The organism is Halorarius halobius (genome assembly GCF_024298865.1).
In the GTDB taxonomy this organism is placed as follows: Archaea; Halobacteriota; Halobacteria; order Halobacteriales; family Haloarculaceae; genus Halorarius; species Halorarius halobius.
In genome coordinates this window covers 1,563,978-1,578,998 of record NZ_CP101161.1, presented here as the reverse complement: position 1 = coordinate 1,578,998, position 15,021 = coordinate 1,563,978, and the positions used below count along the sequence as shown (strand labels likewise).

Here is a 15,021-nt window from a genome sequence, read left to right as displayed (position 1 = left end):
CCACGGCAGCATCTATATTCCCGGTGTGCCCCGGCACCACCACTTTGGAGCGCAACGGCGCCCTGTTCGTATGCAGCGACGCACGATGCTGCGAACGCTGGGCGTGAGCGTCGCGGGGTCGCTCGGGGCGGGGGCAGCGTACGGACAGCCGAGAGAGCACGAAAACGGTCCCTCGGAACGGGGCCCAGGGGCGGGCTCACTCCGGATCGTCCAGACACGAAACGGCCCCTTCTTCGTCGACCAGCACGGGCGAACCGTCATCCTGCACGGCGTCAACGTCGGCAAGAAGACGCCCCCGTTCATCCGCCCGGACGAGTCGTTCGACAAGACGGACGTCGAACGCATCCGCTCGTGGGGGTTCAATCTCGTTCGTCTCGGCGTCATCTGGGAAGGCATTGCCCCGGAGCGAGGCACGCTCGACGACGCGTATCTGGATCGCGTCCGCGAACTCGTCCGGCTGTTCGCCGACCACGACATCCACGTGCTGATCGACATGCACCAGGACCTGTACAGCCGCGAGTTCGGTGGCGACGGCGCTCCCTCGTGGGCGGTCTACACCGATGGCATCCCGTTCACGAAGTCCAGTCCGTGGCAACTCGATTACGCGGATCCCGCCGTCGCCCGCGCCTACGACCACTTCTGGCTGGACGATCACGACTTGCAGACCGCATACACCGAGGCGTTCACAGCCGTCGCTCGCCGGGTAGCCGACGTCGACGGGCTCGTCGGCTACGAACTGTTCAACGAGCCCAGTCCTGGCGCCCGGACGGCGGCGGGCTTCTCCGAGCGGTATCTCCCACAGTTCTACGAGCGGGTTGCTGCCGGCCTCCGCGCAGTCGATGCGTCGACGCCCATCTGGGTCGAACCCGAGGGACTGACCAACGCCGGCAAGCCCGCGACGCTCGGGCAGATGGATATCGACCAGCTGGCGTACTCGTTCCACAACTACGCGGATCTTCCATTTGACGTAATAGAGCAGCGGGGCGACCGATCGGATACGGTCGGCTACCAGAATCAGGAATGGGTCATGGCCAACAACCACACTCGGGCCGAACAGCTCGGAGCGGTCCCGATACTCAGCGAGTTCTGCCCGGGTAACGATACGGCCGACACCGCTCATCTGGCGGATCTCGCCGACGAGTACATGACCGGCTGGGCGTACTGGTCGTACGACAACTGGGGGACACGAACCAGCGGGGCCGCCGGAACGATGGTCGGGCATTCGGCTGTCGTCGACACGCTGGTGCGGCCGTATCCGCCCGCCATCGCCGGCGTTCCCAGATCCTATGGGTTCGACAGAGAGTCGGGGACGTTCACGCTCCGGTACACCCCATCGCGGGAGGCGACGCGGCCGACCGTGGTGTTCGTGCCGGAGCACCGGTATCCGAACGGCTACGAGGTCGCGGTGGATGGTGGGCAGGCGATCGGTTCGCCTGGCCAGTACCTTCGGGTTCGCCACCACCAGCGGGCGATGGAGGTTCGGGTGACGGTCTCGCCGCAGTAATCTCGCTGGGCGAATTGGCGGCCCGTTATTCGTATTGGGTCACCTGCGTCGGTGGGAGACCGCCGCCCACGAGCGACTCAGTCGATCGCCCCGAACAGCATCCCGCGGTCGGTATCGGTCGTCGCCTGCACCTGCTGTTTCAGGAACTGCGTTGCGCTCTGTTCGTCGAACACGCCGCGGTCGACCATCGCGCCAACGACGCGTTTCATCCCCGCAAACTCGCCGCGAGCCCGCCCGTCGCCGACCGGCTCGCCCTCGTACCACCGTACCGTCCGCACGGCCCCGAAGCCGACCGTCGGCTGCCGGTCGATGCTGTCGGCGTCGTACTGCAACCCGAACCAAAGCGTCCGATATGCCGTCACCTCGAGTTCGCGGTCGACCACGTAGAACGCCTCGTGGTGCAGATAGTCGAGATGCGCGGTGAGTATCTCGGTGAGCGTGACGCCCGTCTCGCGCGGAATCGGCTCGACATCGGTCGGACAGCTCCCATCGATGGTGTAGCTATCACGGACCGTCTCGGGGTCCGATCCGGTCGTCAACGCCTGGTGTGCTTCTCGGGCCCACTGGGCGGGCGTGTCGCCGCCGAAGGGTGTCGCCTCGGTGATCGTGTGTTTCAGCCTGAGGTTGCTCCCACCCCAATGCGTGTAGTGCAGGTTGTACGTCCCGTCCGTCCGTTCGTACGCAACGAGTGCTCTATGTCCCATCGAGTATCGAGGGACGCTTGCTGGTGCGCCCCTCGCCCGTCAGGGGCAGATAAAACTCCGACAGAGAAGTGAACGTTAAGTTATATTGCTATGAGTTCGTTGTATGGACGGACGTCGAATGTTAGAGACGGTTTACGAGAAAGATATTGACTTCTTGTTGGTGGAGGAATTATATGTATCACCATACTTTCAAGATTGGCTGGTGACACAGTTGTCCTCTTCATTGAGAAAGTTCCACGGCGGCTGGCGAAGTGTGACTCGCTTCAACGGCGAATCTGACATCGAATTCACGTATGAGGATACATCGGGGGCCGAGGTCCGAGCATTAGTAGAGAACAAAATCAAAGCGGATGAACAGCCACGGCAAGCTGCGCGGTATTCTGAACGAGCGGCGAAATACGTCCAGCTTGGGGAGGCAGACCAAGCGTACACCTGTATCGTGGCTCCGGAGCACTATCTTGACCAGGAGATTGTAGCCAAATACGACAAGCACGTTACCTACGAAGCGATTCGAGATTGGTTTGACGAGCAGGAAGGGGTCCGGGCACAATTCAAAGTGTCCGTTCTCGAAGCGGCAATCACGGTCGGGGAACAACGCTATATCAAATCAACCGATGAAGAAACACAGGAGTTCTGGCGACATTACGAGAGACTCGCTCAGGAATATCCAGAACTGGAATTCACAGTCGCTCATACGCCAGCCAGTGGGACCACATGGTTTCGCTTCAACCCCTCCGGGCTTGATGACGACGCCGCAATCACGCACAAAGCAGACCGTGGCGTTGTCCACTTGAGCCTCGCTGGCCGAGGAGGGCACCTCGCAGCCGTACGCGACGCCGTCTCTGATGTATTAGATAAGGATATGCGATGTGAACGAACGAGCCAATCAGCATCAATCGCCATCGATGTCCCTGCATTCAGTGACCTCTCCGACCCGTCCTCAAAATCAGGAACTATTCAAGACGCCCTCAAAGCTGCCTCCCGACTGCTCACCTGGGAACAACGACACCGCGATCAGTGGCAGGCGACTCCCTCATCAAAATAACCCGTTTTCTCCGTTACAACGTACGTCAGTGAACTCGCCGCACTATTACTGATATTAGCATTCGACATTCGCTGCTGACCTGTACGCCCGAATTCTGTGAGCGAAGAGGCAGCCAACTACCCACAGCCCCGAATCACTGCCGCAATCAGGGACAAAACAGTATCAGCGAGCGGCTCGACGCCCGAACACCCACACCAGAAGGGCGAGCAACACGGCACCCAGCCCGGTTTCGAGCGTCGTGAGAGCCCGCCCAAATCCGACGGGTCTGAAGTCTCCGAATCCGAGTGCCGTAAACGTCAGCGTCGAGTAGTACAGCGAGTTCATGAACTCGAGCGGACTGGTCACAATCTCGCTGTAGGTAATCGGGGCGCCACCCGCAGGCCGCATCCAGCCGCCGATCGGGAACGCAACGGCAAACGCCACGATAATGCCGAGACTCCACGCCATGACCCGCCACGGACTCTCCCCGTACAGCAAGACGGCTCGTGCAGCGGTTGCCCGGAGCCACCGACCGCGACGCCCGGCCTGCCCATGTTGATACCGGTGAATCTCCTGTCGTCGAACGAAGCTTCGACTGACGAGGTCGGGAAGCGCGTTGGTCCGTGCCAACTCCTCGATCGTCCGGTACTGCTCGGCAGCGAGCGCCAGCGGATCCGAGAGCTGTTCGATCCAGCGAGCGTTCGCCGTCGGTTCGGCGTCCGATTTCGGATCGTACACACAGTAGGCCCCGAACTGCGTGCCCTCGTTGATTCGCGCATCCCCCGTCAGCGCACTCGAGAAGGCAACCTCCCGGAGGTCGGCGTTCGTCAGTATCGCTCTGTTCAACGCTGCACGTTCGAACGACGCCCCCGAGAGGTCGGCATTGGTGAAGTCCGCATCGGACAGGTCGGCGTCGAAGAACTGACCGCCTGGAACCCTCGCGTCACGGAACACCGCACCCGGTATCGTAACCTCTCGAAAGTTAGCACCCGCCCGGAAAGTAGCACGCTCGAACGTACTGCTACCGTGTATCGTCGCGTTGTAGAAATTCGCGGGCTCGTCGACGGTGACGGAGGGACATCGGAGATCGCCCTCGATCGTCGCGTACAGAAGGTTCAGCCCGCCGGCCATGTTCTCCTGCCCGACATCCATCTGTAGCCGCCGGATCGAGTGTAGCGGTGTCTCGAGTGAGACGTCACCCGAAATCGTGCTCCCGCCGAGTTTCGCGTGGCGACCCACCGTTGCGTCGACCAGATTCGCCCCCGCCTGCAGATCGCTGAGACGTACGTCGAGGTCCCTGGCAAGCGAAACGTTTGCCACGGAGAACTCGCCGGCAACGACCGCCTGACGTACCAACAGGTCCCGACCGAGTCGTGCGCCAGTGAAATCCAGCCGGTCCTCGAACTGTGCCCCGTCTGCAACGACGGTCATCTCGAGGTCGGACTGAGTCGCACGGAACGGCCCCGTGATACGGGCATGTTTCAGGTTGAGAGATATACCACCATCTGCAAGCGTCTCCCCCGACAGGTCGACAGCGCCGAGTCGCGCCCCGATGAGGTCCAGACGCCGGCCGTCGTCGTCGTTTCCAGTATCGACCTCCGCCATGAGTAGTTCTCGAAGCCGGTCGGTAACCGCCGTATCCGCTTTCTTACTGACGGGGAGATGAAACAGACAGAGGTTCGTGCTACCGCGTGTCGTCTCGATACTGCGATCCGCCTCGTGGGGACAGCTCCACACACCGTCCTCGTTCAGCTCCTCCTCGCCAACACAGCAACCGGCCTCGGTCTGTCCCCGCATCATACCCCCTGTTTCGAACAGGGTGTCCGCGGTCTCTGACTCTCTCCCGACTGCCGCCCACGTATCGCTATCCGTCGGGTCGAAGACGTACTCACACCTACCTTGCGTCCCGGTCACGGCCTGCACCTCGTGTAGGGTCGCCTTCAAGCTACCCAACGAGTCAACTCGAGAAGAGGCGACTGGCTAAGTGAACACGGACACGACGGTGGGCCGGGACCAAATTCGGCCGATGCCCAGACTGCTTTTCGTACACTGGCTCTCCAGGTCCTTGAGCAACGAAGCAGTAGTATCCGTGCGATCAACCCTCCGATACGGCCGGTGGATTACCGTCCACGCGTTCGAACCCCGGTTCGTCAAGCATCGTCGTATACGCCCGGTCGATATCCCGTCCGGAGAGGTGGACGTACCGCCCCGGGACACGCGAGCCACGAGCCCATCCGAACCACTCACACATCTGGGCCTCGGTGAGATAGTTCGCGAGATACGTCGCCCGGCTGTGCCGGAAGTGATGCGGGTTGACCGGCTTCTCGATCCCGGCCCGGTCCCGCGCCTGATCGAGAATCCGCGTCCGGATCGACTGGTAGCCGATCTGTTGGTCGGCTCCTGCCCGTCCCCGGTCAAGCCGACACCAGAGGAACGCCTCACGATGCGGGTTCGGATGGACTGCCAGCCAGCGGTCGAGCTGTGGGCCGGACTCAAGCAGTAGGAGCCGGCGTGACCCGGTTTTCCCCGAAACGATGACGTACTTGCCGAGCGAGCCGGTCTCGATGTCGCTCACCCGGAGATCGATGAGTTCGCCGATTCGAGCGCCCGTCTCCCACAGCATTGCGATGAACGTTCGGTCCCGCTCGTTGCCACACGTGGCCATCATCGCACGGACGTCCTGTGGCGTGAGTAGCTGGTGGGGAAGCAGTCGACGGGCAGTGTTCTTGCCGCGGCGAATCCACTTCGTTTCCTCCGGGTCTTCGCCGTTGTTCATCCACTTCCAGAGCTGTTTGATCGCCTGCTTGTAGTCGACGACGGTCGACTCGCTGGTGTCGCGGGTGTAGAGCCATGTCACGAGGTCGACGAGGTCGTCTTTGGTGAGGTCCTCGAAGCGACGCTGGCCGACCTGCAGGGCGATGATTTTGAAATGCGACATCAGCTTCTGCTGCTGGGCGGCACTGATGTCGGCGAGCAGCATATCGCGGTGATAGGCGTGAATCGTGGCCTTGTTCGCGGGATGGATGGCGTCAGAGGCATCGATCTGGGCGAGCGTCCGGACGACGTGGGCTTCGAAATCCATCGTTGGCATCGTACCCGTCTAGAAGGCCCTGTGGCGAGATAACGGCACCTTGTGTCGAAGTGCGAATTCGAGTATTATCGTGGGAGGAACTCGAGGACAACGGTCCCATAAACGAATACAGAAGTCATGTGAGCGATTCAATCATCGAGCGAAGGTCCGATTTGATCTCGGTCATCTGATCCGGACCCCACTCAAAACACTCCTCGACACCGGCATCAGTAAAGCGCAACGACGCTCGTACATCGCGACTCTCGTCGTGTTGCAGGAGCGCAAGGGCATACGCGAGCATTTGTGGACGATAGTGTTCGGCCAACTCGGCAGTTGAGGTCAACGAGAGGTCGTTTGTCTTGTAGTCAATGATATGGTAGACATCTGGAGTAACAAGCAGTCGGTCAATATCACCGACGATCCGCGACTCACCAAGTCGGGCAACGACAGAGTACTCGTCGTAGGTCGCGTGGAGTTGGGCCTCCGCCTCAACCTGATCTACAAATACGACTGCATCAGCGGCGTGATCCACGGCATCGCGGAGATCCGCCTCGGTCGGCTCCTCACCTGCCATCTGACTCAGACGACGAATGAGTGCTGGCCACTCCTCCCTCGGTGGGCGAAGTTCGTTGATTCGATGTACAATAGTCCCAAACGTCGTCGGGCTCAGTTCGGATAGCTCACCGCTTTGCGTGTAACTGTGACCGGCCTCTGAGGCATCTGCAACCGCATTCACGAGAGTTGTCGCAGCGACCCGGTTCGCCAGGCTGAACGTCGGTGGCGTAGGGATCGATATCTCAGGGGTCGAATCCGCAGTCTCGTCGTCGGAGTGCCAGTCTACTGGGCGCGGCGGCCTGCGAACAGTATAGCTGGCCCGGTCTATCTCGCCACGGGCCTGTCCATCCCGAATCGCCTCGGCGACGAGTGCTCCATCGAGGAGGGCTGGCTGTAACCAGTCGCGCCACCGGTCTGCGTCGTCGAAGGCAGCAGGCTCCCCAAGTTCGATTGCACCGGACTCGCCGACGTCGATGTCGTGTGTGCCGCAGAGAAGGAGGTGATCCCGTGTTCGTGTACACGCAACGTAGAGGAGCCGTTTCGACTCCGCCCGCTCCTGTAGACGGGACTGTCGGTCGGCGTACTCGTGGACGGCCGTCTTTTCGATGGAGAACGCATCGCCCGGATTCGGCCCGCCGACCGCCGGCACCGGCGGCGCGTCATCAGTTCCGTCCACGAGTCGAACGTAGCCATGGTCATCGACGGAGCGACCGAAGTTGAGATCACTCCCGATATCGGGGACCGTGACGATCGGGAACTCGAGTCCCTTCGCAGAATGGATCGTCATAATCCGGACGCCCTCGGCGTCACCCGGAATATCTGCCTCCCCCTCACGAGGGTCGATTTCGGCTTGGCGGTCGATCCGGTGGAGCAACCCGGCAGCTGTGTGAACACCGTTCTCGCTCCAGGTGCGGACCTGGTCGCGGAACTTTTCGACGTTCGCGACGGCCTGTCGACCGCGTTCGTCCGCGCTCACACTCGCCAGATACCCCGTGTCGTCGATCACTCGGGACAGCAGGCGGTTCCACGGGAGGACGCCATCTTCGGACGGCGTCGCACAGCCGCTGAGGGTCCGCCACGTCGTAAGGAGATCGAACGCGTCCGCAAGTTGTGGATCGTCCGTCTCGGCCAGCGCGTCCCACACTGAATCAGCCCCGGCAACTGCCGGTGCGAGGCGGTCATCGGTGAAGCCAAACAGCGGCGACCGAAGTACCCCATAGAGAGAGACGTCGTCCTGCGGATCACCAAGTACCCGAAGTAGGTTCGTCAGCGCCTGGACCTCGGGCGTATCGTAGAATCCGACACCACCGACGACAGTATAGGGAATGTCGTACTCCTCGAGGGCCCGCTGATACCGATCCAGATGAGTTCGCCGGCGGAGAAGGATTGCCGTGTCGTCCGGCGTAGCGTCGCGATGATCACCCGTGTCGGGGTCTTGGACTTGCGGCGGATCGTCGAACAGGTGAGTCAGTCGGGCAGCGAGCGCTTGCGCCTCGGCCTCGATTGTGTGGTCAAGCGCACCTTCGGCAACCGGATGGTCATCGCCGAAGAGTTCCGCCGCAGTGTCGGCGTCGTCGGGCACAGCGAGATACTCGACGCTGCCAGTGAGTCCCTCGATGTCCTCGACACGGTCACGTTGCGTGGTCAGCTCCTGCGGTGGCGCTTCGTAGGGCTCGTGGGTGTCCCCCTCCGGTTGGAACAGGTACTCGAAGAGCTCGTTCAGGAACGACAGCGGCTCATCCAGCGTCCGGAAGTTCCCGGAGAGTTCGAGGGCGGTCGGACTCTCGGCCTCGCTGTCTGGGAGGTCGTCGACCCCACGGGCTTCGTTGACGGTCTGGAGTTCCGCTCTCGCCGCTCCGAACGTCGTCACGTCGGCCCCACGGAATCCGTAGATACTCTGTTTCTCGTCGCCGACCAGGAAGACGTTCGACGCCGTCTGCTCGTCGACGCCCGTGAGGAGATTGACTAACTCCCACTGTCGCGGGTCCGTGTCCTGGAACTCGTCGACCATCACGGCCGCAAACTGCTCTCGTAGCCGCTCCCTGACGGCATCGTTCGTTCGCAAGAACTCGAGAGTCGTCTCGATCACGTCGGGGAAATCGAGCGTATCGCGGCGCTCCTTCTCGTCGGCGTAGGCGGCGAGGACGTCATCGAAGACCCGCATCAGAGCCAGCGCGTAATGGGCGCTGTTTGCTTCGAGCTCACCGGGTGTCGTCTCGACTGCATCAGCGTGCGGTTCGACGGCAGCGATGACCGTGTCGATGATGTCCTTCAGGTCGTCGTAGACATCACCGTACTCACCCCAGTCGTCCCGATCGCCGACGACGTACCCCGAACTGCTGTACAGACCGCCGTTCTTCTTCTCACAGGCCTCGTAGAGGTCGAGGATCGCCCGCTGACAGTCGCGGGGATCGCTTTCCTCGGGGTCGTCCGGGAGTGTCGCCGCGACCTTGGAGAAGGTCCGGTAGGCCCGAAGACCGTCCTCGTCGGCGATGGCGGCCTCGCGGTCGACACGGCCCGTGACCGTGCGTAGCTGCTCAAGGAGTCCATCCGCATACAGCGTCTGTCGAGCGTCGGCAACGTCGAGATCACAAACGACCTCCCAGCAGATATCGACGTAATCGTCGACCTCGGCCTCACGCCACTCCTCAAGGACGGCCTCGCTCTGGGGCCGTTCGTCGAGTAGTCCAGCGAGTACATCGACCAACTGGTCGCGACCCCAGAGCTGTGCGAGGAGCGCAACATCGTCATCGTCCTGGTTTCGTTCGAGGAACTCCGTCACGACTTCGCGTTGGAGTGTCGCGGCGCCGTCTTCGTCGAGTACGTCGAAGCCGAGCGGGACCGGAGCCTCGACGGCTCGTTCTCGCAAGAGCCGGGTACAGAAGGCGTGAATCGTATGGACGTAGCCGTCTCCCAGGTCATCGAGGACGTTTCGCCAGCGGTGGTAGGCCTCTGGTGAGTCAACAGCCTCGAGACGGTCGTACACCTCCTCCCGAACGCGCTCGGTCAGTTCGGCAGCGGCCTTTCGCGTGAAGGTGATCGTGACGATATTTTCCGGGGTGAGCGACGGATTGTCGGCCAGTATCGTCACGTACCGTTCGGTAAGCGTCGTCGTCTTCCCCGTCCCGGCGCCGGCAGTAATCGCGACATTCCGGCCCTGAACGAGCGCATCCTCCTGTTCCTCCGTGAGTTGTATCTCCTCGGAGGCATCAGTCATCGCTCATCACCGCCTCGATGTCCTCGTCGTCACGAACACGGAGCGGAACGTACGCGGTGTCGTCCTCGTGAACCTTGTCGACGAACTCCCGCTTGCGGTGGTGACGGACATCGCACGCCCGACTGTAGTCACAGTATCGGCAGTTGGCACCACGAGCGGACAGGAGCGTCGTATGGAACCGTCCGTTGGCGATCGCCTCGTCGATCTGGCCTAGCCACTCCGGGACGACATCGTTCAGGAAGCGACGGAGTTCGACCTCTGAATCGAACTTCGACTCGACACCGCGTGGAACCTTGAGATCGTTGGGCGGTCGCACCTGATAGTACGTCGCCGAGAGCGAGCCCTCCGCGAACGGGTCACCGTCGACGACCTCGGCGGCAGCAAGCAGATAGATGGGGAGCTGGAACTTCGTGCCGCCGGTCGTCTTCGTCATATACGGTGCTCGCCCAGTCTTGTAGTCGTAGAGCGTAAGCGTCGGCTGCTCGCCGTCCCGGCTCACGTCGACGCGGTCGATGTATCCACGAATCGAGACGGTCGAACCATCCGGTCGCTCAACTGTGAACGGCCCAGCATCCGAGTCGGGAAGTCCCTCGCCGAATGGGGCTTCGAACAGGTGTGGGCGGCCGGCGCCGTTCCGCGAGAGCTCGTTGTCGAGGAACGTAGCGAACAACCCCTGTTCCGGTGCGTCGTGGGGTTTGCTCCCAGCCTCGTACGGAGCGCTCACGCCGTCACCCAGACCCGCGAACAGCTCCGCCTTCCACCGTTCGTAGAACAGGCCGTCGTACTCGAAGTCAGCATCCCGGAGTTCGTCAACGGCGATCTCGCGAAGGTGCGTCGCCAGGTCGTCCCGGTTAAAGTCCGTGAGATCGACACCATCCTCGGTCTCGTCCTGCAGATCCGCGAAAAATCGTTCGAGAACGTCGTGAACGTACGACCCGGTTTCGAGGGGCGTAGGGACGACCTCAACGTCGTCGGGATCCTCGATTCCGAGCACTTTCTCGGCGTAGAACTTGAACCCACACTCGACGTATCGCTCGATCCGACTCGCGCTGTAGGGTTCTCGTTCCGACGGAGGATAGACCTCAGCGACGGTCTCGGGTTCTAACACGCCGTCGTGTTCGGAGAGGCCAGCCGTTCCCCTGTTATCCGCACAGTGGAGTCCCCGATCTGTGCGCTTGGTCTGCTCGGGGGAGAAATCACCTCGCTCGCGGCGCCTACGCCGACGAAATGCCGTACCGGGACCCACACACCGCTGCGCCGACGCTGTGGGCGATTCGCCAGGAGCATGGCCCGGACCTCGAGGTCTCGTGGACGGCCCCGCCCGCCGCGGACGCCAAGCAACACCGGAAAGCGATCGAGGCAGCACTCATCGCGCTTCACCGTCGCGACGTCGGGGCGAGCCCCGTCGCCAACTTCGGCCGGATGATCCCCAGCTACGAACAGTCCTCGTACAGCGACGACGAACGCCGCGGCGGCCCCCTCGCGGACGGCGAAACCGAATCGAACACGGCTCCGGGCACGGAGCCGCTCCCGTGGACGAACCACGATAACCCACTCGCGGCCGACTGGATGGGGCTCGACTGGACGGAGCCGCTGGCGCTCGACGCTGTCCACGGGGAAGTCCCCGAATCCGCCGGCGTCTACCGCATCTGGGACGGCGACACGCCGCTCGAGTACATCGGCCAGAGTGCGAACCTCAAGAGCCGGCTGTATCGCCATCGACGAACCCGCGACGGCTCGCTCCGGGTGGCATTCACCCCGGTGGCTCGCGCCGACGCGAGGCATCGACGCGAAGAGATCGAAACCGAACTGATCGGCGCCCACTGGCTGGCCTGCAGCGCCGCCCCGATCGACCAGTTCTAGCACGATGACGACCACAGATATGCTCGACCGACTCGCACGGGACGTCGCAGCCGTCGTGCCCGACGTCGACGCCGAGGTCTCACACGGTCGCTACGGCGACGGCATCGGCGGGTTCGCGGAGCCGAAGCAGATCGAGTTCGTGGCCGACCGACTCGACGAACGCGACACACCATATCACGCCATCGAGACGGAAGTGCCGTACCCGAACGACACGCAGCGGTGCGATATCGTCCTCGAGACAGATACCGGCCGGCTCCCTATCGAGGCGAAGCTGCTCCGATTCAACCGCGCCAACGGCGATATCGAGCCGACGACCTACGACTCGATCTTCAATCCACTCGACGGCTCGCTCGTCGCCGACGCGACGAAGCTCGCAACGAGCGAGTTCGACACTCCGGGTGGTCTGCTCGGCCTCTACTACGAGCGGGGCGACGAGGAGGCTCCCGTCTTCGACCCGCATCGCCTCGCCGAGAAACTCGCCGACGACGCTGCGTTCTGGTTCGACCTGACGGTCGAGCCTGCGGCCGTCGTCGAGTTCACGGGACTTCGCCACGACATCCACCGACAGGGAGCGGTCGTCGTCTGGGACATCGCCGACTGAGACAGCCACAATCCTACGGCACACGTCGGCCTACCCCAGCAAACACCTGTGGGGTCAGAACGGGCGAGGCCGCCTCGGCCACCGGGAGACGTAGCCTCCCGAGCTCACGGCGCAAAGCGCCGTGAACGCTCCCCAACCCCGCAAGCACCGCAGGAACGAGGAGCGCAGCGGCGTCCTCGAAAGTGGAGTGGACGAGGGGAAGTGAGACTCCGTCTCGCGTGGTCATGGGACATCGAGCGGCCGAAGGCCCTCGACTAGGTATCGACGACACCACACGGGCGGGAGAACAGTAGCACGCGAGCAAGCCCAACGTAGACGACAATGACGAATGAATGTAGCTGCCGATCACCCGCGCCGTGACATCCTCCCCGCCGTGAACGGCGGGGCTTCCCGTTCCGTGTTGGGATATTTACGGTTTGCAGATGCTCGCTTGTTCAGCGAACGTCCCCTGTCCACTACTGGGGTCGTGTTCTCCACGACGGAACAGGTTGACTACAGGACGTGCCACACGCCCGCTACTCCTATCCTCGGAAGACCGAAGACTCGGAGTTACCTTTTCTGACTGGTCTAACCGACAACGAATGTTCTCTGCACCATTCGAGTCAGCGTTCATCACGGCGTTACACCCACGACAGACGTACAAGCCACGCTCTACACGATTGGCCTCTCGTTTCTGTCCACAGCACGAACACGTCTTCGAGGTGTCGCGCTCACTCACCACAACGACGGCGATACCTTCGGCTTTCGCCTTGTACGTGAGCAGATTCGTGAAGCGGTCGAACGCCCACCCGTGCAAGCCTTCGTTGCCACGGTCGCCCCAGTTCCGAGCCTCGCCTGTTACGTCGTCTTCACGGATGCCTTCGAGGTTGCCGACAGCAATCGTCCCGACACCTCGTTCGACACACTCTTCGACAATATGTCTGGTGACGGCGTGCATGTAGTGCGACCGGCGCTTGGAACGAGTCCGTCGGAGTCGGAGTGCCTTGTTCGACCGAGAGGAGTTGCACTTCGCTATCTCCTTGGCGAAGTAGCGTTCGTCGGTCTTGAGGGCGTTCCCCGGATACAACTCGTGGTCGCCCGTGGAGTACGAGACGGCGGCAACGTTCTTGATACCGAGATCGATGCCAGCGGTTTCCTCGCCGGGAGAATCGGCCTCCATTTCGTGTTTGCACACGATGTGGAGTTCCCATTCGTCGCCGTTCCAGACGGCTCGCACTTGGCGAACGTTCTCTACAACAACATCTGGTCGAGTCTCGATTTCGCAGAGGATGAAGTCCGACCAGTGTTCTTTCAGGTTTCGACCTTTGGAGAGGCGAATCCGGTTGTTGTGGGCATCGTGTTTGAAGCCGTCTTCTTTGAACGTGACCGTAGAGCGTGGGTGGTCGCCGTTGTGTTTGCGGTACTTCGGTGGGTTTGCGCGGTCGTCCCCGTTTCGGCGCTTGGCGTACCAACCACGGAACGCTTCAGCGAGTTCTTCGATGACTCGCTGACTCGACTGAGAATTGAGGTCGGCGTAGCGTTCGTGGTTCTTCAGGTATGCCTTGAGCGGGCCATCCTCGGGGATTATCCCTGTTTCACTCCAGATACGGTCGCACGTCCAGCGTGCGATGTTCCAGAGTTTCGAGGCGGCGAACCCGAGCGAGTCCAGATCACTCTTGACCTGTTGCTGGTTCCGAATGGATGCAACATAGGTTCGAGTGACCTGAATCGCCATACATAGCCTATGTATACAAACCGACTTAATGGTATGGACTGGCGGTGAATATCCGGCCTTGCCATCGACGGTGGTCTGTGTGAGAGTTGTCGGATTCACTCCCGCCCTGAAGGGCGGGATTCTCTCCTCGCAGAAAGATAGATTACTCGTCTTCGAGTGCTGCGTAGATCTCCGCGTGACGGCGTCCATCGAGCTTCCCCATCTCGAGAGCGATCGCGTGACGTTCTGCGTCGCTCTCGGCCGCCTGATACCGCTCGTACAGCTGGCGGACCTCGTCGTCGACCGCCGTCGAGGAATCGGTGCTGGACGCCATTGCTCGGTTGAACATACTCAGTGTGTCCCTTTATCAGTTGCGACGAGCGCATGCGCGGAAGTAGATGACCGCAGTGTCCGTGTCGACCGCAGCTTCGTCGGTCGCAAATCGGTGCAAGAGCGCACGAATTTCATCACCGTACTCAAATGTGTACCCGTTCATCATATAGAAGACGACAACTGTTCGGAGCGCTGTTCGCTTGTTCCCGTCGACGAATGGATGCTCCGCCACGAGAAGCCGCATCAGATGGACCGCTTTGTGGTGAATCGTCTCAGGTACCTCGCCGAAGAACCCCTCCGAGATGTACTGCAGCGCGGATGCAATCGCGTCTTCCGACCGAACGCCTGGCTCTGTCGTGTCGCCTTCTGCCACGATTTGTTCGTGGAGATCCAGAATGAGTTCGACAGAGGGATACGCGAGATCGTCGGTCACGTTTCCGACGTTCTCACGCCACCC

At 61.7% G+C, this 15,021-nt stretch carries 11 protein-coding genes and 1 pseudogene; 4 read left to right on the top strand and 8 right to left on the bottom strand.

The window, feature by feature from the left end:
* The first annotated feature begins 70 nt into the window (after positions 1-70).
* Positions 71-1,504: a cellulase family glycosylhydrolase gene (locus NL112_RS08235; protein ID WP_255152199.1), complete on the top strand. Its 1,434-nt coding sequence runs from the start codon at positions 71-73 to the stop codon at positions 1,502-1,504.
* Between the two features lie 77 nt (positions 1,505-1,581).
* Here NL112_RS08235 and NL112_RS08230 read toward each other — a convergent pair whose 3' ends face one another.
* Entirely contained in the window at positions 1,582-2,208 is a 627-nt protein-coding gene (locus NL112_RS08230) for a DUF6735 family protein (RefSeq protein WP_255152198.1), read from the bottom strand.
* 118 nt (positions 2,209-2,326) lie between these two features.
* Between NL112_RS08230 and NL112_RS08225 the strand changes: the two genes are divergently transcribed.
* On the top strand, positions 2,327-3,253 hold the full coding sequence (locus tag NL112_RS08225; protein ID WP_255152197.1) for a hypothetical protein: 927 nt from the start codon (positions 2,327-2,329) through the stop codon (positions 3,251-3,253).
* Positions 3,254-3,415: 162 nt separating this feature from the next.
* Here the strand turns inward: NL112_RS08225 and NL112_RS08220 are convergent, their stop codons facing one another.
* From NL112_RS08220 to NL112_RS08205, 4 genes and pseudogenes are all read right to left on the bottom strand, one after another.
* Positions 3,416-5,146 (bottom strand): pentapeptide repeat-containing protein, encoded by a 1,731-nt coding sequence (locus NL112_RS08220; RefSeq protein WP_255152196.1) that lies wholly within the window; start codon positions 5,144-5,146, stop codon positions 3,416-3,418.
* 181 nt (positions 5,147-5,327) lie between these two features.
* On the bottom strand, positions 5,328-6,323 hold the full coding sequence (locus NL112_RS08215; RefSeq protein ID WP_255152195.1) for a tyrosine-type recombinase/integrase: 996 nt from the start codon (positions 6,321-6,323) through the stop codon (positions 5,328-5,330).
* A 115-nt stretch (positions 6,324-6,438) separates the two neighbouring features.
* A complete protein-coding gene (locus NL112_RS08210) occupies positions 6,439-10,074 on the bottom strand; it encodes a UvrD-helicase domain-containing protein (protein ID WP_255152193.1) in 3,636 nt (1,211 codons plus the stop codon).
* Positions 10,067-11,290, bottom strand: a pseudogene (locus NL112_RS08205) (PD-(D/E)XK nuclease family protein); the annotation flags it as partial. The gene NL112_RS08210 and the pseudogene NL112_RS08205, both read right to left, overlap by 8 nt.
* An 11-nt stretch (positions 11,291-11,301) precedes the next feature.
* Between NL112_RS08205 and NL112_RS08200 the strand changes: the two are divergent.
* Together NL112_RS08200 and NL112_RS08195 are read left to right on the top strand one after the other, a co-directional pair.
* Positions 11,302-11,937, top strand: a complete 636-nt coding sequence (locus tag NL112_RS08200) for a GIY-YIG nuclease family protein (protein ID WP_255152190.1) — start codon at positions 11,302-11,304, stop codon at positions 11,935-11,937.
* Between the two features lie 4 nt (positions 11,938-11,941).
* The gene (locus NL112_RS08195) at positions 11,942-12,538 is read left to right on the top strand and encodes a transcriptional regulator (RefSeq protein WP_255152189.1); all 597 of its coding nucleotides are present in this window, start codon (positions 11,942-11,944) and stop codon (positions 12,536-12,538) included.
* Between the two features lie 409 nt (positions 12,539-12,947).
* On the opposite strand, the gene NL112_RS08190 is transcribed toward NL112_RS08195, so the two are convergent.
* The 3 genes from NL112_RS08190 to NL112_RS08180 all read right to left on the bottom strand — a co-directional run bounded on the left by NL112_RS08190 (position 12,948) and on the right by NL112_RS08180 (position 14,997).
* Positions 12,948-14,252, bottom strand: coding sequence for an RNA-guided endonuclease InsQ/TnpB family protein (locus tag NL112_RS08190; protein WP_255152188.1), 1,305 nt, complete (start codon positions 14,250-14,252; stop codon positions 12,948-12,950).
* Between the two features lie 142 nt (positions 14,253-14,394).
* Complete coding sequence (locus NL112_RS08185; protein ID WP_491543648.1) at positions 14,395-14,580, bottom strand: hypothetical protein; 186 nt, start codon at positions 14,578-14,580, stop codon at positions 14,395-14,397.
* 18 nt (positions 14,581-14,598) lie between these two features.
* A complete protein-coding gene (locus NL112_RS08180) occupies positions 14,599-14,997 on the bottom strand; it encodes a type II toxin-antitoxin system death-on-curing family toxin (RefSeq protein ID WP_255152186.1) in 399 nt (132 codons plus the stop codon).
* Between the last annotated feature and the right edge of the window lie 24 nt (positions 14,998-15,021).